13 protein-coding genes and 3 pseudogenes are annotated in these 22,196 nt (G+C 62.0%); 8 read left to right on the top strand and 8 right to left on the bottom strand.

Translation table 11 applies throughout. From position 1 onward, the window contains the following. Positions 1-68 precede the first annotated feature (68 nt). Entirely contained in the window at positions 69-524 is a 456-nt protein-coding gene (locus tag RVU70_RS19845; RefSeq protein ID WP_363351571.1) for a MarR family winged helix-turn-helix transcriptional regulator, read from the top strand. Positions 525-559: 35 nt separating this feature from the next. Here RVU70_RS19845 and RVU70_RS19840 read toward each other — a convergent pair whose 3' ends face one another. The 3 genes from RVU70_RS19840 to RVU70_RS19830 are packed head-to-tail and all read right to left on the bottom strand — an operon-like array spanning position 560 to position 6,111. Then, on the bottom strand, positions 560-1,861 hold the full coding sequence (locus RVU70_RS19840) for a TolC family protein (RefSeq protein WP_363351569.1): 1,302 nt from the start codon (positions 1,859-1,861) through the stop codon (positions 560-562). Further along, a complete protein-coding gene (locus RVU70_RS19835) occupies positions 1,858-4,971 on the bottom strand; it encodes a CusA/CzcA family heavy metal efflux RND transporter (RefSeq protein ID WP_363351567.1) in 3,114 nt (1,037 codons plus the stop codon). Before RVU70_RS19835 ends, RVU70_RS19840 begins: the two co-directional genes overlap by 4 nt. 9 nt (positions 4,972-4,980) lie before the next feature. After that, positions 4,981-6,111 carry an efflux RND transporter periplasmic adaptor subunit gene (locus RVU70_RS19830; protein ID WP_363351565.1) on the bottom strand — a complete coding sequence of 377 codons (1,131 nt, stop codon included), beginning with the start codon at positions 6,109-6,111 and terminating at the stop codon, positions 4,981-4,983. Between the two features lie 581 nt (positions 6,112-6,692). Here RVU70_RS19830 and RVU70_RS19825 point away from each other — a divergent pair. Together RVU70_RS19825 and RVU70_RS19820 are read left to right on the top strand one after the other, a co-directional pair. Next, a complete protein-coding gene (locus RVU70_RS19825; protein ID WP_363351563.1) occupies positions 6,693-8,321 on the top strand; it encodes an adenylate/guanylate cyclase domain-containing protein in 1,629 nt (542 codons plus the stop codon). Positions 8,322-8,539: 218 nt separating this feature from the next. Then, positions 8,540-9,295: pseudogene (locus RVU70_RS19820) on the top strand (IS5 family transposase). A 71-nt stretch (positions 9,296-9,366) separates the two neighbouring features. Here RVU70_RS19820 and RVU70_RS19815 read toward each other — a convergent pair. From RVU70_RS19815 to RVU70_RS19805, 3 genes and pseudogenes are all read right to left on the bottom strand, one after another. Further along, positions 9,367-10,215 (bottom strand): SGNH/GDSL hydrolase family protein, encoded by an 849-nt coding sequence (locus tag RVU70_RS19815; RefSeq protein ID WP_363351561.1) that lies wholly within the window; start codon positions 10,213-10,215, stop codon positions 9,367-9,369. A 188-nt stretch (positions 10,216-10,403) separates the two neighbouring features. Then, positions 10,404-11,225 (bottom strand): annotated as a pseudogene (locus RVU70_RS19810) (efflux RND transporter periplasmic adaptor subunit); the annotation flags it as partial. A 264-nt stretch (positions 11,226-11,489) separates the two neighbouring features. Then, positions 11,490-14,116, bottom strand: a pseudogene (locus RVU70_RS19805) (cation-translocating P-type ATPase); the annotation flags it as partial. A 454-nt stretch (positions 14,117-14,570) separates the two neighbouring features. Here RVU70_RS19805 and RVU70_RS19800 point away from each other — a divergent pair. Next, positions 14,571-15,518 carry a LysR family transcriptional regulator gene (locus RVU70_RS19800; protein ID WP_363351559.1) on the top strand — a complete coding sequence of 316 codons (948 nt, stop codon included), beginning with the start codon at positions 14,571-14,573 and terminating at the stop codon, positions 15,516-15,518. 75 nt (positions 15,519-15,593) lie between these two features. Here the strand turns inward: RVU70_RS19800 and RVU70_RS19795 are convergent, their stop codons facing one another. Next, the gene (locus RVU70_RS19795; RefSeq protein ID WP_363351557.1) at positions 15,594-17,216 is read right to left on the bottom strand and encodes a SulP family inorganic anion transporter; all 1,623 of its coding nucleotides are present in this window, start codon (positions 17,214-17,216) and stop codon (positions 15,594-15,596) included. A gap of 36 nt (positions 17,217-17,252) precedes the next feature. Next, positions 17,253-17,486: a hypothetical protein gene (locus RVU70_RS19790; protein ID WP_363351555.1), complete on the bottom strand. Its 234-nt coding sequence runs from the start codon at positions 17,484-17,486 to the stop codon at positions 17,253-17,255. A 221-nt stretch (positions 17,487-17,707) separates the two neighbouring features. Between RVU70_RS19790 and RVU70_RS19785 the strand changes: the two genes are divergently transcribed. The 4 genes from RVU70_RS19785 (at position 17,708) to RVU70_RS19770 (ending at position 21,666) form a co-directional block, all read left to right on the top strand. Further along, entirely contained in the window at positions 17,708-18,085 is a 378-nt protein-coding gene (locus RVU70_RS19785) for a hypothetical protein (protein WP_363351553.1), read from the top strand. A 96-nt stretch (positions 18,086-18,181) separates the two neighbouring features. Beyond that, complete coding sequence (gene smbP / locus RVU70_RS19780; RefSeq protein ID WP_363351551.1) at positions 18,182-18,520, top strand: small metal-binding protein SmbP; 339 nt, start codon at positions 18,182-18,184, stop codon at positions 18,518-18,520. 661 nt (positions 18,521-19,181) lie between these two features. Beyond that, positions 19,182-20,492, top strand: coding sequence for a sodium:proton antiporter (locus tag RVU70_RS19775; RefSeq protein WP_363351549.1), 1,311 nt, complete (start codon positions 19,182-19,184; stop codon positions 20,490-20,492). Between the two features lie 88 nt (positions 20,493-20,580). Continuing rightward, a complete protein-coding gene (locus tag RVU70_RS19770; RefSeq protein WP_363351547.1) occupies positions 20,581-21,666 on the top strand; it encodes an OpgC domain-containing protein in 1,086 nt (361 codons plus the stop codon). Positions 21,667-22,196: the final 530 nt, after the last annotated feature.

Genomic DNA, 22,196 nt, shown 5'->3' with positions numbered 1-22,196 from the left:
AACCGCCAGCGCATTGTGCTTAAAGCATGCGGCCAGGAAAATGGCCCTGGTCCGCGAGAGGGGGAGTCGTGAGCACTACGCCAGCAACCGTTGAGCAAGCAGACAGGCTGAACCCTCGACCAACAGATCAGGAACTGGAGGCTCTTGCGAATTTTCGCTCCGCGCTGCGGAAATTTTTGGCTTTCAGCGAGGCGGCTGCGGCTGATGAAGGCGTCACCATGCAATGGTATCAGGCGCTTCTGGTCATTAAGACCTTCCGGGGGGACGGTCACATCAGTATAGGTGAGCTTGCCGATCAGTTGATGATACGCGACCATAGCGCTGCGGAGCTCGTGTCCCGCCTTGACCAGGCAAAGCTTGTGAAGCGAAAGACCGATCCTTCGGATCGGCGACGATCACTGGTTATTATGACCCCTTCTGGGGGGCGCTGCCTGGATCGGCTCGCGCTACTACATCTGGGGGAATTGCGGAAGATCAAGGGAGCATTTACGAGCTTGTTCCAAACTGGCGGGGAAGAGTTTTGACGAAGTCCCAGCGTGTCGGGATAACGGCTTTTTATTCAAGGCGCGTAACCCTGCGCCTGATTGATCCGTGAAATCGCCACGCCGACTGCAACCGCCGCCGCAGCTTTCGCACGCTGCGCTTCAAGCTCCAGTTGCCGAATGCGATAGAAGTCCAGCCCGCCGATTTCGCCGAGCGCAAAGGATTTACGCGCCAATTCGAATTGTGCGTTGGCCACGGCGAGGCGCTTGTTCGTAATTGAAGAGGCGCGCTTGGCCGCTGCAAGATTAGCTTGCGCCGCCCTGATCTCAGCGGATACCACGCGCTTGGCCTTTTCATAACCGGCGGCGGCGCGGGTCATCTCCGCGATGGCCTCCGCCCGGCGCGGCTCCTGGCGGCCGTCCGTCGGCAAAGGAATGCGCACGCGCACGCCGACCGTCGTGGCGTCGGTCCGCTGGTCGTTGATCGGTTGCGAAAGATCGGTCGAATATTGCCGATTATGCTCCTGCCGGCCGAAGACGGCGACGTCGGGACTGTCGATCGGCGTCGCCTCGACGAGCTGAAGCTGTGCTTCAGCGCGCCGCAGCGCGGCGATCGGCGTGCGCAAGGCCGGATGGTCCTCTATCGGGCAGGCGGGCTTCAGGGTTTCGAGCGATCCGTCGGGCGGCGCGCCGCCGGTGAGCGCCTCATAGTTCACGCGCGCCACCTTTACGGCGCCCTCCGCCTGCGCGAGCTCCGTTTCGGCGGCGAGCAATTCGTTTCTCGCCAGCAGCGCGTCGGCCTGGGCGGCGTCGCCGAGTTCGACGCGCCGCGTCATATCGGCGCCGATCTCGCGCGCCGTGGCGACGCGGTTACGCGCCACGCCCGCCTCGCGCGCCGCGCGCTGGGCGTTCCACCAGGCGTCGCGCAAGAGGCCCGCGACCTCGAGGCGCCTGAGCGCAATGCGCTCCTCGACCTCGAGGGCGCCCGTGGCGACCGTCGTCTCCATGGCGTCGCGCTGGCCAGGCAGCCACAGCGGCAAGCCCGCCTCGACCTCCGCTTCATTGTAGTTGCGTAAGTTGCCACCCACCGCGTTGCGTTGCAGGCCGCCGACGTAGGGCGAGCCGGGCGTGATCGAGCGCGTCGTGGCGAAGCGCGAGGTCACCGCGCCGAACTGCGCGGCGAGCCCCTGGGACTGGGCGTCGATCGCGACCGCCATGTCGAGGTGGCGCACAAGAACATGGCCGAGCGGCGGCTTCTTTCTTTTCTCGATCGGCTGGTCGCCCTTTAAGGTCACTCGGCCGGTGGTCTTCGGCGCGGCGCTCGCGTCAGCCGTTAATGCGCAAAGGGATAGTGCGACAATCGTCGCCTTTTGTCTCACACCTGGACCTCTTTTTTCAAAAAGCGGCTCCGCTTGATGCGCAGACGCCAACCAGTCGCGCGATCGTAGAGGATCGGTAAAAGCACGAGCGTTAGCGCCGTTGCGGATATCAGGCCCCCGATCACCACGATGGCAAGGGGTCGCTGAATCTCGGCGCCAGGTCCGGTGGCGAACAGGAAGGGAATAAGGCCGAAGGCCGCGATCGTCGCGGTGAGCAGCACTGGACGCATGCGCCGTCGCGCGCCTTCGACGACCGCCTCGCGAGTGGTGGGGTTTCCTTCCGAAACGAGCTTGTTGATATACGAAATCAGAACCACGCCGTTCAGCACGGCGATGCCAATCAGCGCAATGAATCCGACGGACGCCGGGACCGAGAGGAATTCGCCGGAGAGCCAGAGACCGAGAATACCGCCGATCGCCGCGAAGGGCACGTTGCAGAAGACGAGGGTGGCTTGCATTGCGGAGTTGAAGGTGAAGTAGAGCAGAAGGAAGATCAGCGCCAGCGCAATCGGCACGACGATGGCGAGGCGCGCCGAGGCGCGCTGCTGATTTTCGAACTGGCCACCCCACTCATAGCTGTAACCCCTGGGCGTCTTCACATGACTCCCGACGGCCGCCTTGGCCTCGTCGACGAAGCCGACGAGATCGCGGCCTTCGACATTGGCAAGCACGGTTGCATAGCGACGCCCTCTCTCGCGGATGATCTGTATCGGCCCGTTCTCGGCCTGCACGTCCGCTAGCTGCGAGAGCTCGACGACCTTGCCGTCGTTCGAAACCATCGGCAGGCGCGCGAAATCCACCGAAGAGCGGCGTGAGGTCTCCGAACCGCGAATGACGAGCGGCGTTCGGATCGGCCCTTCAAGCACGATGCCGACCTGCTGGCCGTCGACCCAGACACGTAGCGCGTCCTGAATCTCGCCGGCATTGAGACCAAATCGTCCGGCCGCCAGTCGGTCCACGCGGGCGGTGAGATAGCGCATGCCGTCGTTCTGCAGGCCGAAGACGTCGCGTGCGCCGGGGATCTTCTTGAGCTCCGTCGCCACCTCGCGCGTGAGCCGGTTAAGGTCGTTGATGTCATCGCCAAAAATCTTGACGACCACGTCGCCGCGCGCGCCGATGATCATCTCTTGTACGCGCATGTCGATCGGCTGCGAGAAGGCGTAGGAAATCCCAGGTATCTGGTCGAGCACTTTGCGAATTTCCTCCGTCAGCCAGTCCATGCCATGGCCACGCCACTCGCTTTGTGGCGCGAGCGTGAGGAAATTATCGGTCTCGTTGAGGCCGACCGGATCGATCCCCAACTCGTCAGCGCCAGCGCGGGCCATCATTCCTTTCACTTCCGGCACTTTCTCCATGATCTCGCGCTGGATGAGCTTGTCCGTCTCGGCAGCCACGGCGACGCTGATCGTCGGATGCTTGCGTACGGTGATGACTGGCGTGCCTTCGTTCATCACCGGCATGAACGTCTGGCCGATCCGCGAATAGGCCAGCCCGGCGATAATGAGGCCCAAGACCGCGAGGCCGGCGACGACGAGAGGGCGCCGCAGCGAAAGCTCGAGCAGGAGCTCATAGCGGGCGGCGATCTTGCGTACAAGCCAGGGTTCGTCGGCGGCGCCCGGACGCAGGAGGCTCGCGCTCAGCGCCGGCACAACCGTCAGCGACAGGATGAGGGCCGAGCCGAGAGCGAAGGCGATGGTGAGCGCCACGGGCGCGAACAGCCGGCCCTCCAAACCCTCGAGCGAGAGGAGCGGCAGGAAGACCGTGACGATGATCACGACGCCCGAGACAAGCGGCGTCGCGACCTCGCTCGTCGCCTCGAGGGTCATGAAGATACGGTCGGCGACTGTCGCGTCGCGGGCGTGTGCAAGCCGGTGCTCGACATTCTCGACAACGACCACCGCGCAGTCGACGAGGAGTCCAATGGCGATGGCGAGGCCGCCGAGCGACATGATATTGGCGGATAAGCCCCAAAGCCGCATGACCCCAAAGGTCACGAGCGCGGCGAGCGGCAGGATGACCGAGACGACGAGCGCAGCCCGGAGGTTGCCAAGAAACAAGGCGAGCAGAATAACGACGAGCACGATTGCCTCGAGCAACACTTTCTGCACCGTCCAGACGGCTTTGCCGATAAGCTCGCTGCGATCGTAGAAGATCTCGATCTTCGCGCCCTTGGGCAGCAGTGGTTCGATCTCGGCCAGTCGAGTTTTGACGCCATCCACCACCGTGCGCGCGTCGGCGCCACGCAGGCCGAGCACCAGCCCCCAAACGGCCTCGCTCTCTCCGTTGCGGGTGACGACGCCGTTACGGGGCAAGGAGCCGTTTCGCACCTCCGCGACGTCTCCGACGCGGACGACGCCGGTTTTGAGCGACTCGATTACCACCGAGCGAATGTCTTCGAGCGAACGCAGCCGCCCCTCGGCCCGCACCAAAAGCGCTTCCTCGCCATCCCGGACGCGGCCGGCGCCGTCATTGCGATTGTTCTTGGACAGCGAAGTTTGGAGCATGGCCACGGTAACGCCCCGCGCCGCCATGGCGGCGGGCGAGGGCGCCACCTCAAAGGTGCGCACGAAGCCGCCGAGAACGTTGAGGTCAGCGACGCCGGGCAAGCCACGTATGGCGGGGCGGATTGTCCAGTCGATCAGGCTGCGCTGCTCGGTCGGCGTGAGGTCGCCGCCCACGAGGGTGAACATCAGCATCTCGCCGAGCGGCGTGACGATCGGCGCGAGGCCGCCGGAGACGCCGTCCGGCAACTGATCCTGAACCTGAGACAGACGCTCGTTGACCTGCGCGCGCGCCCAATAGATGTCCGTCCCCTCCGAAAATTCGAAGGTGAGGAGCGCGACCGAATAACGCGTCGTCGAGCGCATGCGCACGAGGGAGGGGATGCCCTTGGCGGCGATCTCGATCGGGGCGGTGACGCGCGCCTCCAACTCCTCGGGCGTCAGGCCCGGCGCCCGCATGGCGACGAGAACCTGCGCCGGCGCGACGTCGGGAAAGGCGTCGATCGGCAGCTTCAAATAGCTCATCGCCCCCCAGCCCGCGATAAAAAGCGCGCCGAGGAAAGTGAGCAGCCGCTGGCGAAGCGAGAAATGGATGAGGCGCTCAAGCATGACGGAGGATCACTTGCTCTCGATCTCTGCAAGCTCGGCGAGAAGGGTCAGTAGGCCGCGCGTCGCGACCCGCTCGCTGGCGGCGAGCGCCCCCTGCACAGAGGCGAATTGCGGCGTCTCGGAGACGAGCGTCACCGGCACGGCGCGAAAGCCCTCCGGAACGCGCAGGAAGACCCAGTTGTGATTGCGATGGCTGACGACGGCGTCCGCCGGCACCCGCCATTGCGCGGCGCCGCCGCCTTTAACCCGCATGATCGCCTGCACGGCCTGACCTGGCCGGAGCGGGCTGCGTCCGGGCCGGAATTCCGCCACAGCCGTCACGGACTGGGTCGCCGTGTCGGCCGTACGCCCTACGCGGATGAGTTTCCCGTCCCCGCCGGACGCGGCGAGATGTACGCGTTCGACGCTGTCGAGCGCGACGGCGCGGCTGAGCGGCACCTGGAGATTGACCCAGATCGGGTCGAGGCGCGCGATCGTGACAAGCGGCGCCGAAGCCGCCACGCGCTCGCCGGTCATTCCGTGACGCTGAAGGATTGTGCCGCCGATGGGCGCCCGGACCAGCAGAGAGCTCGCGAGTTTGCGTTCCTTCCGAAGAGCGCTGATCTCATTCTCGGTCATGCCGGCGAGGGTGAGAATCTGCGCCCGTTCGTCGAGCGTTGCGCTTGCCTGAGAGGCCTCCGCGCGGGTGACAATCAGCCGCCGCTCGGCAATGATGTGCTCCTTGAAGAGCTGCTCGTCGCGACGCAATTTCTCCGCTTCGAGATTGGCCTCCGACATGGCGTGTAGAAAGCCGCGCTGGGCTTCCACCAGTTCGGAAGACTTCAGTGTGGCGATGGGATCGCCTTCCTTCACATCCTCGTCAGGCGCGACGAGCAGGGTTTCGACGAGGCCCGCTGCTGGAGCTGCCACGATGCGGAGTTGCTGAGGCGGGACCGTGACGACGCCAGGCACGACGATCTCGCTGACGCCCGCCTCGGGCTCTACCGGCTGCGTCTCTATCCCCGCCGCCTGGATCTGCGCCTCGGCGAGGGGAGCGACAATCGTCGCTTCTGGTTGCGAAGGCAGCGGGGCGGCGAGCGCCGGGGGCCAAATGCGAGTAATTAAGAGAACGGCGATGAAGCGCATAACCAACAGGGTCACCAAGGACACCCATCTCTCCCACCAGCAACGTAGAAACACCCTCACAGCCGGGCTCGACAATTCCCGGCTCGCTTGATGAGGGCGCGGGGATCGCGCATTCCTGCCAAAGCTGACCACACCGCGATCTCCCTCGAAGGACGCGAAGGCAACCTATATCGTAGTGCGATATAATGCAAGGCGGGACGCTGACTCGCTTTCGCCGCAATTAGGGGTTTCCGCCACGATCGACGCCGCGCCTCATTGACAGGCAGCACTTCCAGGCAAATCAGCAAATCCCCATTTATATGCGAACAGCACGCAACTGAGGATACGGACACGGGAAATCGCTGATACCCCACAGAGAGCGGATAGCTCTAAGGGCGCGAGCCATTGCCGGCAGGAACTCGCCTGTCGATCCTTTTGCTTTGAGCGCCCGAATACAGCCCAAGAGGACGCAAAGTCGCTCTACAGCCCCTCCATTCAAGTCTCCTAAGGACGGCTGGCCGCAAAGCCCAATGTGCGTTACTATGTTGAACAATCTACCCAAAGGCTGCCCGAGTTGTTTTGATGCAGCCGCAAATTCCCAAGCCGGCGGGGCCTCAATGAAGCTGCGGACTTTCTTTTCAGCTTTTTTTCTTATGCTGATCGCCCTTGCTGGCATGAACCTCATTATCGGTTTCTATTTAGGAAAGGCCGACGACAAGAGGGAAGAATCGCGGCGGCGGCTGAACGAAATCACCTCGCTTTCCGAAGATCTGGTCATATCCTCTCAATGGGCGACACGGTTCGCGCGCGCATATGTCGCGACCAAGGACCAAAAAAAGTTAGACATGTATAACGAGCTCGACGACATCCTTGAGGGAAAACTCGCCCGTCCCGAGAACTACGGATTAGAATATTGGGATCTTGTTTCCGCCGGCTTCATCCCGCCCCCGGACGCAAAAAGGTCGGGGAAGGGGCCGCTGGAAGATCAGTTCTTGAAACTCGACATTACGGTAGAGGAGTTCAATCAGCTAAAAAAGGCGAAAGCGCTGTATGTCAAAGTCAGCACCACGGAACGGATTGCGATGCACGCCGTCAGAGGCGAATTTGACGATGGCACAGGCGCCTTCGCCAAAAAGAGCAAACCGGATATGGCCATGGCTGAACGTCTTCTCTACGGAAACTCTTATTCAGAGGAAAATGGAAAGCTGAGCAAAGCCGTCTTCGATTTCAATAGAATGATACGGAACCGATACAAAGCTGTCTTAGAGGAAGAAGAGCTGCACACGGCTGAACTGGTTGGAATGAACACTTACCTTGCTCTTGGTTTGTTTTCAATGGTGATAGCCTCAGTGTTCTACTTGCAGCTGAGGTTCGTCAAGAGGACGTCGCGTCTGGTAGCGGCTGTTCAATCGATAAGCAATGGCGACCTTGCGACGAAAACAAACATCACAGGCCAGGATGAGATAGGCCAAATCGCGGGGGCGATCGAGGCGATGGCCTCAAATCTCAGCGCCGCCTTTGTCTCCCTTGAGGATAAGGTAAAAATTTCCGAGATGACTGCTGCCGAGCTGAATAACGAACGCGTTCGATCGGAAAAATTACTCCATAATATCCTTCCTGCCACGATTGCTCAGCGGCTTCAGGGCGGCGAGGAAGTGATTGCTGAGGTGTATCCCGAGGTAACCGTGTTTTTCTCTGATATCGTCGGCTTCACGGACCTCTCGGCGCAACTTGGGCCGCATGAAACGGTCAATCTTCTCAACGCCATTTTCGAGAAATTCGACGAACTCGTTGAAACGCATGGAGTAGAAAAAATCAAAACGATAGGCGACAGCTATATGGTCGTAGGGGGCGTCCCAAATCGCGATCCTTTGCATTGCCAGCATGTCGCTGAATTTGCGCTTGACGCAATGAGATTCATACAGGAGTTTCCCGCCCACTCGCCGTTTCCGATCGAAATGCGCATGGGGATCCACACGGGCACGGTGGCGGCCGGAGTGTTAGGCAAAAAGAAGTTTTCTTACGATCTCTGGGGAGATGTTGTTAACGTCGCCAGTCGTTTTGAATCGACCTCGCTCGCGAACAAAATCCACGTGTCCGAGGCTGTAAAGGTCAGATTGAACGACGACTTTGTTTTTCTGGACGCGGGAACAGTGGAGTTGAAAGGTAAAGGATCGGCCGCGTCATTTTATCTTCTCGGGCGGAAAAAGGAGTTTCCCGCCGTGATAGAATTCAAAAAGCATTAACAATCGCGCTACAACACGGTGAGAAGCGCGGCTTTGAGCCGCCGCAATTGAAGGCGGCCCAATCGGCGGCTGCTATGATTGGAATGTGGCCGGATTGACGACGACGGGGCAGAGGACGCGTATGTCGTGGCGATCGGCGCTGCGACGCGTCGCGGGGCTCCGCGCGGGCCCTAGAGGGTGTTATGTACTTTAGTGCCTGATTGGCTTAGTAGAATCGGATGGCTCCGATTCGCAAACCTTATCCATCTGATGTCACCGACGAAGAGTGGTCGCTGGTTGCGCCGTATCTCACGCTGATGGACGAAGGCGCCCCACAGCGTCAACATTCTCTCCGCGAGCTGTTCAACGGCCTGCGCTATGTTCTGCGCTACGGCATCGCATGGCGCGCCATGCCCAACGATCTGCCGCCCTGGTCCGCCGTGTATCAACAATCGCAGCGCTGGTTGGCGGCGGGCGTGTTCGAGGCGCTTGCGCAGGATCTGCGCGGCTTGTCGCGTTGCCTCCGGGCGCGCCGCAGAGCCGACGGCAGCGATTATCGACAGCCGCACCTTGCGCTCCACCCCGGAAAGCGGCCCGCGGGCGGGCTATGACGGCGCCAAGCGCAAACGTGGCTCCAAGCGAATGTCGATGACCGCGCGGAGGTCGGCAAGCTCGCCGCCGCTGTGCACGAGGCGACGGGTGAGAGCGTAGAGCTCATTTATGTCGATCAGGGCTACACTGGCGTGAACGCAGCCGAAGCGGCCAAGGCGCAGGGCGCCGAACTTTGTGTTGTCAAACTCGCCGAAGCGAAGAAGGGCTTCGTGCTGTTGCCCAAGCGCTAGGTGGTCGAACGTTCATTTGCTTGGGCGACCCGATGCAGGCGGCTCGTCAAAGACTACGAGCGCTATGCCCAGACTCTCGCAGGACTCCACGTCGTCGCCTTCGCCTGTCTCAGGCTCAAACGCGCCGCAGAGTTCATGATCCAGAGTGCATAACACCCTCCAATTCTAGCAGTGCCGGATGTGGGTTGCAATTACGAAAACAGGCTGGCTCGCCGTAGACGGGCTCACTGATCCGGCTGCGCGACCAGTTCCTGAATGTTCAAGGCCAGAAGATCGGCGACGCAGGCGTAACCAGCGTCATTCATGTGGAAGCCATCCGCTGCGAGCATAAGCTCTATGCCATCTCCATCGAATTGGTCCATCATTTTCATGAGACGGTAGCGGGGAAAGAGACAGACATGCTCTTTCCTAGCGACGCGGTCGAGAACCGCGACAAAGCGCTCGTAACGATCCGGGTCATTGACCTTCTTTGTGAACTGCTGGTCGAGAAGAAGGACGTCGCTCTTATGCCGCTCGATTGACGTAACGCCGCGCTCGATGGTGGCTTCGAAAGCTGGCTCCGTGACTGAGGAAGACAATGCGTCGTTGGTGCCGACTTGCCAGAGGACGAGGTCTGGCTTGGTTCGTTCCAGTTCCGCGTCAAGCCGCGCAAGAGTACGATCGGCGGTTTCGCCGGCTATGCCGGCGTTGACGACTTTAACGTCCACACCCGGAAACCTGAGCTCGAGAGCCGACTCAAGTTGGGCCGGGTAGGAAAACGCCGGCGAAGATGCGCCGATCCCTTGCGTCGAGGATGAACCGATCGCCAGGACATGCACAGGCAGCTTTGCCCGTAAGCGCGCCGCTGTCCGTTTTAGGGGGCCGGACGCCTTGAGACGGACCGGGGCTGCGGAGCACAGGCCGCGCCCCCGCTGATCGGCTGCAAGAGCAGAGCAAGGCATCGTCAGCCCCATCAGAATCAAGGACTGCAAGAAAGCCCGTCGGGGCCAGACAACGGCTCGGGCGTCGCGCCAGCCGCGTCGGCTGAAGCTTGAGATCGGCATGTACAGCTCACGTTTCTTTGCACAGTCCATCGGCCCAACCCCGCGAAAGCTATGGCGAACAAGGGAAGGCCGAGCCTCACCTGGTTCGAAACGAGGGCAAAGCGGACGCCCTAAATTATCATAAGGGCGGGTCTCTGAGGAACCCACGCCCTAGAAATCGGGTCCTCCCAGAGCTGCTTTTGATCAGACGCCACCTGCCTGATTTTCTGCCGCCTTGGTCAAGGCTCCTGTGGAGCCTGGCTTGCTCCATTGACGACGACCCGATCCCCTGCCTTGAGCGCACCGCCCCTGATTTCGACGAAGGCGCCGTCGTCGAGACCTGGCTTCACATCAACGGGCGTCATCGCGCCATCGCGCCAAGCCCACACGCGCGCCCATCCAGCCGACGGCGGCGGAAGCGACGCGCCCTCCCTGGGGCTGTATTGCAAGCCGCGGCTCGGAACGCGCAGCGCATCCTCCCGCCGGTCGAGCTCTATACGCACCCTTGCCGCCGCGCCGGGCGGCGGGGCAGAGGGCAGTGTCGGCGCTTCGACGACAATCCTCGCGCCCTCTTCAGTGGGCATGGCCGTGCGTAATTTGCCCGCGACTTGTTGCGAGGGATCGCCCGCGAAGGTCGTCGTCACTGGGGCGCCGGGTCGCGCCTGCAGAGTCGCTCCCGCCTCAGGGACGACGTCGATATGCAAGGCTCTGTCAGTCCCCGCGACTCCGAACAAGGTTTCGCCCGCGCTAGCAGCGCGGCCGTTCTCCATCCGGCTCCCCCTGATCATCCCTCCGGAGGGTGCGACGACCGGCGCGCCCTTCTCCTGCGCAGCGCGTAGCGTCACTTCGCGCCGGCTCGTGAGGGCCTGGGCCCGCGCCAGGCGCGCCTTGGCGCGCGCCGCCGCCGCGCGAGTTTTCGCCGATGTCGCGTGTTCCAGCGCGGCGGCGCTGTTGCGCTGCGCGGCCTGTGCGGCTGCGAGCGCTCTGCGCGCGCGGTCGACCTCTGCCTGGCGGTCAGGCGGAATGATCCTGGCGCAGACCCGCCCGGCTTCGACCTGGTCGCCATCGCCGCACGCGACGGCCTCGATCCTTCCCTCGACAGGCGCCGCCGCCTCGACCAGCGGCGCGGCGACGACGGCGCCCGTTAAATCAACAGTGCGGACAACATTGCCGCGCTCGACTGTCGCGAGTTCGGGCCGCGCCTTGCGCAGCGTCTGCCAATAAAGCGTCCCGGCAGCGGCGACCGCCACGACGAGCGCGGCGCTCGCGGCGAGAGGCGCGTAGCGGCGCAATCGAGACGGCGGGGCGACAGCAACCTCTGGCTCGGGCCGCGTCTTCGGGCGCTTGTGGCGCTCGGTCCACCATTTCTCGAGCTCCATGACAACGAGCAGCGACGAACCCGCGGCGAGCAGCGCGCCCCATTCCGCGACTGTCGGCGGCCAGATGCGCAGCGTGTCGGCGAGCCCGGGAACATGCGAGGCCGCAAGGTGAATGACCTGCGCGCCGACGATGCTGGCGATGAGCAGCGGACTGGAGAAGAGCCCCCTGTGGAAGAGGGAGTGATGTTCCGAGCGCGCATTCAACGCCTGGAAATTTTCGAAGATGACGAAGAGCAGAAGCAGCAGGTTGCGGGCGTGGCTGGTCTCGTAGCCTTGCGCGATAAGCCAGTAAAACAGGCCAAAGCCGACGCCTGCCATGACGAGAGCCGAATAGACGTTGCGGGTGATCATCACGCGGTCGAAGATCGGCTCCTCCGGCTTGCGCGGCGGATAGGTCAGCTCGTCGCCCTCGGGCTTCTCGGCGGCAAGCGCGACATGCTGAACGCCATTGGTGACGAGGTTGAGCCACAGCAATTGCACGGGCAGCAGCGGCATCGGCAGGCCGGCGGGGATTGCGAGCAGGAAGAGCAGCAGTTCAGCGGCGCCGGTCGAAACCAGAAGGAAGATGACCTTGCGGATGTTGGCGTAAGCGACGCGGCCTTCCATCACTCCGCGCACGATCGACGCGAAATTGTCGTCAGCGATGATGATGTCGGCGCTTTCCTTGGCGACGTCGGTGCCCTGCTTGCCCATGGCGACGCCGACATGCGCATGCTTGAGCGCCGGCGCGTCGTTGACGCCGTCGCCTGTGACCGCCACGAAATGCCCGTTGCGCGCCAGCGACAGGACGATCGCAAGCTTCTGGATCGGCTCGACGCGGGCGTAGATGCGGGCGCGCTCGGTCAACGCGTCGAGCGACGCCTCGCCCGCTTCTTCGGTGCGCCGCACCTCGTCGCCCGTCACGACCTGGTCCGGCGAAAAAGCCATGCCCGCCTCTCTGGCGATGGCCGCGGCCGTGCCGGGAGAGTCGCCGGTCACCATCGCCACGGCGATTCCGGCGTCGCGGCAGGCGCCTATGGCGCGCGGGACTTCCGGCCGCAGCGGGTCATGCATGCCGACGAGCCCGAGAAAGACGAGGTTTTCCAGATGGCGCGGGCCATAGCCGAGGTCCGGCTCCGGGGCGATCTCGCCTTCCGCGAAGGCGAGGACGCGCAGACCTCTGGCCGAGAGCGCGTCCTTCTGGCGCCAGAGCGGGTCGCGGTCGATTGGGACCAGCGCGCCGCTGACATCCATGCGGCCGGCCATGGCGATGAGCGTCTCCGGCGCGCCCTTGGCGAAGACGCGCACGGCTGCTTTCTCCTCGTGGAGATGGAACGACGCCGCATATCGGAGGTCGGGCTCGTAGGGGATGCGCTTCACCAGCGGATAGCGCGCTTTCAGATCTCATGCGCAACGCCGCTTCTGTGCGCGGCGACGAGCAGGGCGACGTCGACCGTGTCGCCGACGCCCCTGATCTCTTCCTTCTCGCGCCGGATCTCCGCCTCATTGGGGAGCGCCGCCGCCCGCAGCAGCGCCGCGAGCAGGAGATCGGCCGGCTCGTTCGGCGCCGCGCCGCGGAAAGAATAGGACTCGACGCCCTCGCCGGGTTGCAGAGAGAGAATTGAGCCGTCCGGCAGGACGACCTCGGTGACGGTGAGTTCGTTACGGGTGAGCGTGCCGGTCTTGTCGGTCGCAATCAGGGTGCAGGAGCCAAGCGACTCCACGGCGGCCATCTTTCTTACGATCACATTCGCCTTGGCCATGCGCCGCATGCCGATGGCCAACGCCACGGCGATCGCCACCGGAAGCCCTTCTGGAATCGCCGAGACGGCGAGGCCGACCGCCATCATGAAGAGCTCGACGAGCCCCATGTGGCGCAGATAGCCAATCACCATGAGCAGAGCGACAGCGGCCCCGACGAGAAACGCGATGAGCGTCGAAAACCGCTCCATCCGGATGATGAGCGGCGGCTGCGAGGCCGACGGCTTAGCGAGCTCGCCGGCAATCTTGCCAACCTCCGTCGCAAGACCGGTCGCCGTCACCTCGCCCACGCCGCGCCCGCGCGTGACCATGGAGCCGGCGAAGGCCATGCCGTCACGCTGTCCCTCTTTCGCCGCTGTTGGCGCCTGCTTCTTCACCGGAAGAGATTCCCCGGTCAGCAGGGATTCGTCGCAGCGCAAATCGACGGCTTCGATCAGTCGCAGATCTGCGGGCACGCGGCGGCCGGCCTCGAGCAATACGACGTCGCCCGGCACGAGATCTCGCGCGTCGATTTCCTGCTGGACGCCGTCGCGCAGGACGAGCGCGTGCGGCTGATCCTGCTGGCGCAGCGCGGCCGCGGCCTGACCCGCGGAATATTCCTGAACCGCGCCGATGATCCCGTTGATGATCAATACGACGCCGATGAAGGCGGCGTCCTTCGCGTCGCCGATCACCATTGCGACGGCCGCGGCGGCGACGAGAATATAAATCAGCGGACTGAGAAACTGTCTGAGGAAGACTGCCGCAAAGGAGGGCGGTCGCGCTTCTAGTAATGTGTTCGGTCCAAACTGGGCGAGCCGCGCACGCGCCTCGAGGGTTGTCAGTCCCTGCATGATGCTCCTGATTCATTGCGCCGCCGCCGTCGCCTGCTTGGCCGTTTGTGAAGGGGCTCCGCTACAGTAGAACGTGCCCCTTAAATCATCTAGGCATTGCGCGAGACTTTGGACGGGCGGGCATGATCCGAAGGGTCCGCTGAAGATTCGGCAGCGAAGGCGCGAAGCTCCTCACGCACCCTGCCTTGTCTCGTTTAAGACGCCTGCCAAATGATCGGGTGACGCCACGCTTGAGAGCAAATAGGGAAACGCGATACCGGAAGGCCTCCCCAGATACCTATAGCTGCTATAGACTGGGCGGCGGTTGCTCCCCGCTCGCCTGCGCGCTTACTATCACTTTTTCCGTGACGGCTTGAGCGCGCTGCCGCGTCCAGAAGCGCGGTTGAGGTCGAGCATCGCGTTGTGAGTTGCGCTGCTGTTCAGGAAAAAAATCATGCCGTTGGAGAGATCGAAGGTGGGTAGACTGAATTATCAGCACCTTTACTACTTCTGGATCGTCGCCAAACACGGCAGCATCACACGCGCCTCGGAAAAGCTCAGGCTTTCGCAGCCGACGATCAGCAGTCAGCTTTCGGCCTTCGAGAAGTCGATCGGCTCCCAGCTCTTCGACAAGGACGGCCGCAGACTGACCCTGACGGAAGCGGGACGGCAGGTGTTCAGCTACGCCGAGCAAATCTTTCGGCTGGGTGAGGAGCTTTCGGCGTCGCTCGACGACCGCGACGCCGCCAATCGTCTGCGCCTCAACGTCGGGGTCGTGAATTCGCTGCCCAAGCTGGTCGTTTATCAGCTGGTAAAGCCCGCCTTCGGTCTCGACGAACCGATCCGTATGATGTGCTACGAGGACAAGCGCGAGAGACTGCTGGCAGAACTGGCGCTGCACGGGATCGATCTCGTGCTGTCGGACGCGCCGGCGTCCTCGGCGAGCGGCTCCCGGGTGTATAACCATCTGATCCGCCAATCGACGATTTCGGTGTTTGGCGCGAAGGAAACGGCGGCGCGCTACCGCCGCAATTTCCCGCTTTCTCTGCATAATGCGCCGTTTTTGTTGCCGACGACCAATATCGAAATTCGCAGATCGCTCGACGAGTGGTTTGAAGATCGAAAAATCAGGCCCGAAATCGTCGCTGAAGTCGAGGATAGCGCACTGCTCAAGACCTTCGCCGAAGATGGGATTGGGCTCGTTGTCGCGCCAACCATCGTCCGAGAGACCGTCGAGCGGCAATATTCGCTCGAATTCGTGGGCGAGATCTCGGACGTCGTCGAACAATTTTACGCGATCACCACGCAGCGCAAGGCGCGAAGCTACGCCATCGTCGCCATCCTCGCGATGCAGGGCGGTCTGGCTGACGCCCCTGAGCCCGACGACACGATCACAGTCGTCGCTGAGCCGGATGAAATATGAGGTACGCAAGCCCCTTTCTCCCCTGGAAACATCCCGCACGCAACGTCCTTGACGAGCGGGCGGGATGAGCGCTCTTTATTCCGCCGGCCGCAATCCGACGTCCGCTATGGGCTCTTCACTACTGCTGTCTTTCCTGGCCTTCTCACCATTTGCGCCGTTGCGTCTGTTCCGCTCGCGGAAGAGACCATTGAGCGCGTCCCAATCCAGCACCAGCTCGCCGCCGTCCGCTCTGAGATCCTTCTCCCAACTGGCGAGGAGATCAAGGCAGGCGTGATCGATATAGCTGAGTTCGTGCACCTTTAGGTGAACGCGGGCGCCATGAGGCAATTGCTCGAAGGCCGCGGCGAGAGTTGGCAGGCGTATAAAGGTGGCAGCGCCTTCGAGCCGGATCACCGCCATGCCGTTACTCTCTTCAATGGTGATGTGAAGGTGCGAGAAGGTGTAGAAGAGATGCGCGACGGCGAGGCCGACGCCGACAGCAATTCCCGTCAATATATCGGTAGCCACCACCGTCACCAGCGTGGCCGCATAAATGCCGAGTTCGATGCGATCTTCGCGCCACAGGAATCGCAGGAAGCCGAACTTGATGAGGCTGAGGCCCGCATAGACCAGCACCGCCGCCAGACTTGCGACGGGAATGAGACGCAGGACGTCGGGCGCGAGCGTGATCAACAGCAGAATCCACACACCATGCAGAATGGTGGAGAGCCTTGTCCGACCGCCGGCCGCGACATTGGCGGAGCTGCGCACGATCACGCCGGAGATGGGCAACACGCCCAGCGCGCCGCAAAGCACGTTGCCGGCGCCCTGCGCGACGAGCTCCCTGTTGTAACGCGTGCGCGGCGTGCGGCGCTGCATCGTGTCGACAGCGGTCGCCGTGAGGAGAGATTCCGCGCCGGAGACGAAGGCGAGGGAGAGGGCCGCGAGCCACAGCCCGCCTTCCCCAAGCCGGAGGAGCGACTGCGGCGACGGCGGTGAAATGGCGGCGAGGAGATCGTCCGGCGCGGGAACGAACTTGATGTCTGCGCCGAACAACCACGCCGCAAAGGTCGCCAGCCCGACGCCGAGCAGCGGCGCGGGCAGGAACGCAAGCCGTTTCGGCGCAATGCGCGGCCACAGCAGGATCACGCTTATTGTGAGCATACCGAGCAGCGCCGCCGCGCGATGCGCGTCCATGGAGACGCCTTTCCAAATCGCCGCTGGCAGCGACCACAGATTGACCACGCCCGAGAATTCGCGCCCGACGCCGGGCGGCGTGTCATCGACCATAACGTGAAACTGCGACGCGAAGATCAAAAGACCGATGCCCGCGAGCATTCCCTGAATGAGCGCCGGCGAGACCGCGCGAAACACGGGTCCAAAGCGCAGCGCGCCAGCAGCGATCTGGATCAGCCCCGACAGAACCACGACCAGCGCGAAGGCTTCGAAGCCCAGATCGCGAATGAACACTGCCGCCATGACCGCGGCGCCGTTCGCCGCGCCGCTCACCTGGAGGGAACAACCAGAGAGCAGCCCGACCACGACGCCGCCAATCACGCCGCTGATGAGGCCAACCGCCGCCGCGCTTTCAAATGGGTACCCCGCCACGAGCGCCAAGCCCATGGAGAGCGGCAGCGCGACGAGCACCACGACGAAGGACGCAAAGACGTCCTCCTTTATCGACACGAGACGCGATTGAATCGCGCTGGAGACAAGCATGAAAGTTTCCCTTCATTGATTTTCGCTCCGCCCGCGTTAGTCCACGACGCGGCTGTCGCTTCTCGCCTCGCGCCGCTCCTGCGGGAGGGAGCGGGAAATCTGGTCGGGCTTCGGGCAATTGTCAGGTTGCGATTTGACGGAAGGTCTGGGCGTCATCAGCCCGCAGAGAAAGCAATGGCCCGGCGCGCCGTCCATAAATGGTTCTGCCGCCAGGACCGGCTGACTCAATAGGCCTACGGCGATCGAAATGATCAGATAGGGTTTGATCACGCGACGATCCTCCTTTTGCAGCCCAGGGATCCTTGTGGCTGGTTCGGTAGCGAAGGAGATGTCACAGAAGGTTCGTCTTGGGTAATTCAAAATTTCTAAAGCTGTTATTCGACGCCGATGAATCGCTGGGCTAAGACTGGTTTCGGATTTTTTTACTTTCCAGCGCTATGGCGCGGCGCATACGCTGCTGATGATCTCGACAGGCTCCGGAAGCAGCCGCATTGGGGGCGCATATAGCGAGCGACCATGCCGCCGACCGAATTGAGCTACTCCGTAGCGACGGAGCGCCGGTCGTCTACTTCCCGGCGTCCTTGCCAGTGTATCGCCGCATCTGGTGTCAGGTGGAGATCATGGCGCTTTATCTGCAGGATGGTCCGTTGACGCGCATCAGAGTGAAGGGCGCCGATGAGGAAATGCTCCTCCAGACCGGCGTCGCGACGGCGCTCGCTTCCATTCAGGCTTGTGAGTTTTCCGCGGGCCCTCTGAAGTCGCGCCTGACGGCGCCAGTTGAAAGTCTGCAGGGTTTCGACCAATTGGCGTCCGACTGTTTTCCGTGTGAACGAAAGACATTCCCAGAGATTGACCTTTGCTCCGGCTAAAGGTCCGCTTCCATGAAAGCGCCAACCACTGCGCGGTCCACGGTTGGAAACTGCGCCTTGAACGCTAGCTCAAGGGAAGACCAAGTGGAGGAGAAGATGCTCCGCAAGTTGATTATCTCACTGTTTGGACTTGTCATGGTTCAGGTGATGGCGCCGGCTCCTGCCTCTGCAATCGAGAACCATCTCTCAGAGGCGATCGTTCACGCGCGGGAAGCCGTCGCCGCTGGACGCGAAGGCAAGCCAAACGCTCTGGTCCTGCATGCGACAAACCCCCTAGAACACGCAAACGCGGCGCAACGCGAACGCCCCAGTGCCCACGTGAAGAAGGCGATCGCCCGGCTGCATGAAGCGATTACATTTGGCAAGGCGAAACGTCGCGCGGCCACCACCATCGCGGACCGGGCGCTGCAAGAGCTGGAACGCGCGCCACAGTGAAAGACTCGAATGCCGACGCTTCAAACCGCCCACCCAAATTGCGGCAGCGTTGCTCAAAGCGCAAACGTGAGTGTGGCAAGAACAGTGAGTCCCGTTAGGGCGAGGAGATACTCGTGGCGGCCCCATGTCGCTTCATGAGGGGGCCTGCGCCGCCGTTCGCCCCATTTCCAAGGACGGGCATCCTGCTGCGCTTCCTCATCGACGATGGTGCGCAGCAAGTATGCCAATGGGACGAATAGAAGCGCGATCACGGCGCTCCAAAACTCAGGGCCAGAGAGCACCAAAACCTCCTTCTCTCGATACGGAAAAAGTCTTCGATTCCGTCGGTGGTTCCCCATCGGAGCTCCAATTTCGGCGCCTGCCGGAGAAAGCGCTTTTTGGCGTTTGCCTGCCTAGGAGATCGAGCGTCTTCTGGATGGTTGCTTCGATCTTTCGAATTGCAGCCACGCACGTAAAGCGGCGGCACGCCGAGGGGCCACGCCGCGAGCGACGAAAAGACGACTTGGCAAGTGGCAGTGTGAGTTCGAAAGTCGCCCTACGGCTTTCTTGTGGAAGGTTTTTGGCGGGCTCAAATCTCAAAGGGATTTGCGGTATACCCCGAGAGAGCCTGGCTCGTCAGCTTTAGAGAGGCATTGCGTTTTTTGAGTGGGCTGGTTTTGTTTTGACCACGCTTGCTACGCTGCGCGAATGCTGGCGCCCCTACGAGGAAGCAGTTGAGATGGAGGAAAGGATAGGACAGGTTGTCCTGTTATTGGCCATGGCGATGATCGTCGCCATTGCCGCGCGACGGATAAAATTGCCGTATACCGTCGGGCTGGTGGTTGTGGGCGGGATTCTGACGCTCTCCGATACGGACCTCGGGCAGCACCTTACTCACGATTTGATCTACGATTTGATACTGCCGCCTCTCCTTTTCGAGGCCGCTCTGAACATTCCCTGGCGCGAGCTGCGACGGGATGCTCCGCCACTCTTATTCCTTTCGATTTTCGGAACAATCATTGCAGCGGCGGCAGTGGGCGCGGGAATGAGCTGGTTTCTCGGATGGCCGATCACATCCGCGCTCGTCTATGGGTCGTTGATCGCCGCGACCGACCCCGTGGCGATTATTGCGATGTTCAAGGACAATGGCGTTCATGGGCGGGTGCGTCTGCTTGTGGAGGCTGAAAGCCTCATGAACGATGGCGCGGCGGCCGTTCTCTTTGCCGTGACTCTGGGATGGGCGCAGGCGGGAAGCCTCGAGCAGGTGGGCTGGGAGACAGCGGCCACGCTCGCGCGCATCGTCCTTGGGGGCGTCGGCGTAGGGATTGTCTGTGGCGGCGCGGCCATCCTTCTCGCGGGGCGGGCCTCGGAGCACCTGGTGGAAGCGGCTTTGACGACAATCGCCGCCTTCGGTTCTTTTTTGGTCGCCGAGCATTTGCACGTTTCGGGAGTGCTGGCGACCGTCACGGCGGGCCTTATGATGGGAAACCTCGGCTTGTTGAGCGCCGAGGGCAAAAGCTATCTCACCCGAAAGGGCCGCGAATTCGTGGTCTCGTTCTGGGAGTATGCGGCTTTCGTGGCAAATTCGTTCGTGTTCCTGCTGATAGGCGTGGACGTCGCCGGCGCCCCGTTCCAATCATACGGTCCCAAGCTCCTCGCCGGAGGAATTCTCATCGCTCTTATCGGGCGCGCCCTAGCGGTCTATCCGATCAGCCTGGCCTTTCTGCCGTCGCGCTGGATCATCGCTTTTCCTGAACAGCATGTTCTGTGGTGGGGAGGGCTCCGTGGCGCCCTCGGGCTCGCGCTCGCGCTCTCCTTACCGGCTGCCCTGCCCCTGCGCGACGAAATCGTCGTCGTGACCTTTGGCGTGGTTGGCTTTTCGATCGTTGTCCAGGGCCTCACCATGCCGATCCTACTGCAACGGTTTGGCTTCCTGCCGAAGAAAGGCGGTGAAGCCGAGGACGGGCGTTCAAGGCCTGGAGCCTCGCCCTGAGGCCATTGCCTGGCCGGGTTCGGGTCACTAATCTTCTCTCCTGCGGCGTAATTTCGATTCTAACGGGCGATGGGAAGCTAAGGCCGCCATGCGTGAGCGGATCGATGCGATAGACTTTTGGCGCGGCGCGGCGCTGGCCACAATCTTCATCAACCACATTCCCGGAAACGTGCTGGGAAACCTGACCCCTCGCAATTTCGGTTTCTCCGACTCGGCGGAAGCCTTCGTTTTCCTTTCAGGCCTCTCGGTCGTAATCGCCTATAAAAGACGATTTGAATCACGGGACCTTGTCCGTGCTGTTTCGTCGGTCCTGAAACGGGCGCTCCGCCTCTACCAGGTCCACCTCATCTTGACGGTCACAGCTCTGCTTCTTTTCGGGGTTACAGCCGCGGTTACCGGGCAAGAGGCGCTCCTCGCCGAACATGGGCGCGGAACCCCTTTCTCGGACCCGCTGAGAGGCATGATCGGGGTTCTGATGCTCACGCATCAAATCGGCTATTTCAATATTTTGCCGCTCTACGTCGCACTTATGCTACTCGCGCCCGCGCTGTTTGTCGTCGGACTGCAGTCTCCCTGGAAAATGCTCGGATTGTCAGCGGCACTATATGCCGCAACACGGGCGCTCGGCGTTAACGTGCCCTCTTGGCCAGACGAAGGGTTTTGGTACTTCAATCCGCTCGCATGGCAATTGCTGTTCGCTCTGGGGATGTTCTGTGGTTTCACCACAGCGCAGCGCGAAGCTGCTCTTGGTCGGCTGATTTACTGGTTGGCGCATCTCTTTACGCTTATCGCGGCGATCATCGTCTCGAACGGGTTGGGGCTCATCCCCGGTCTGGTTGACGCAGCCGGGGAATATCTCGACTGGGATAAAACTCAGCTCGGCGCGGTCCGTATCGTTGATTTCTTGGCGCTGGCCTACGTCATATACTTCTCAGGCGTAACAATGCGGCTACAGGGAACGCGTCTCTATCCTGCGGTGTCACTTCTGGGACGACACGCTCTGCCGGTCTACTGTTTAGGGAGCGTGTTCAGCGCCGTTGGTCAAATCCTGAATGAGACTTGGATGGCTTCGCCGTTCCTTGACGTCCTATTCGTCGCTCTCGGCCTCAAAGGCCTCTATTCGGTCGCGGCCCTGCTGGAAAGGCGCTCGCGCACGCGTTTTGCGATCGCCTGATCATCGCGCTCGGCGCGTCAAAATGCATGGGGACGCCAATGCGTCAGCGACGCAGCCAAATTCCCGGTTCAAAGTTTTCTCGCCACGTAGACAATCACAAAGCCGATGATAGCCATGTAAACTACGAACTTCAGCAGCAACACCGCGAATCCGGCAACGCTGCTTTCGGTTGGCAACCCGAGAGAGTTCGAGTGGGAGGTTGCCCCCATGGAGAGAGAAATTGGCTTCAACGGCGAATTCGCTGTTCGCGGCTCGAGAGAGCATGAGGCCCGGCGGCAAAGGCGGCGGTGATTGGTGAAATGCATCCTGCATGGGTCACGGCCCGTTTGACGCCGACAAGCTGGATTCCATCAAATCTCTACTTCTTATCCCTCACAGGGCGATCTTGATCGTAGTCGTAATGGTTATTATCGATGCTTGGACTATCAGGAGCGCTCAGTCCGTAATGAACTTCCCGTAATGACCTTCGCCTTCTTGCATGTGGCGATAGCAGCAACCCGGAAGGTACCAAGGCCGCCCGGCTCGGGTGC

This window comes from Methylocystis echinoides (assembly GCF_040687965.1).
Classification (GTDB): Bacteria; Pseudomonadota; Alphaproteobacteria; order Rhizobiales; family Beijerinckiaceae; genus Methylocystis; species Methylocystis echinoides_A.
Note: the sequence above shows the minus strand (reverse complement) of the source record. Positions and strands in the feature narration are given on the sequence as shown.

Excerpts from the sequence above, each read along its gene's own strand:
- RVU70_RS19835 (WP_363351567.1), bottom strand. The coding sequence starts at position 4,971 with ATGCTTGAGCGCCTCATCCATTTCTCGCTTCGCCAGCGGCTGCTCACT.
- RVU70_RS19825 (WP_363351563.1), top strand. The coding sequence starts at position 6,693 with ATGAAGCTGCGGACTTTCTTTTCAGCTTTTTTTCTTATGCTGATCGCC.
- RVU70_RS19815 (WP_363351561.1), bottom strand. The coding sequence starts at position 10,215 with ATGGACTGTGCAAAGAAACGTGAGCTGTACATGCCGATCTCAAGCTTC.
- RVU70_RS19795 (WP_363351557.1), bottom strand. The coding sequence starts at position 17,216 with ATGCTTGTCTCCAGCGCGATTCAATCGCGTCTCGTGTCGATAAAGGAG.
- smbP (WP_363351551.1), top strand. The coding sequence starts at position 18,182 with ATGCTCCGCAAGTTGATTATCTCACTGTTTGGACTTGTCATGGTTCAG.
- RVU70_RS19770 (WP_363351547.1), top strand. The coding sequence starts at position 20,581 with ATGCGTGAGCGGATCGATGCGATAGACTTTTGGCGCGGCGCGGCGCTG.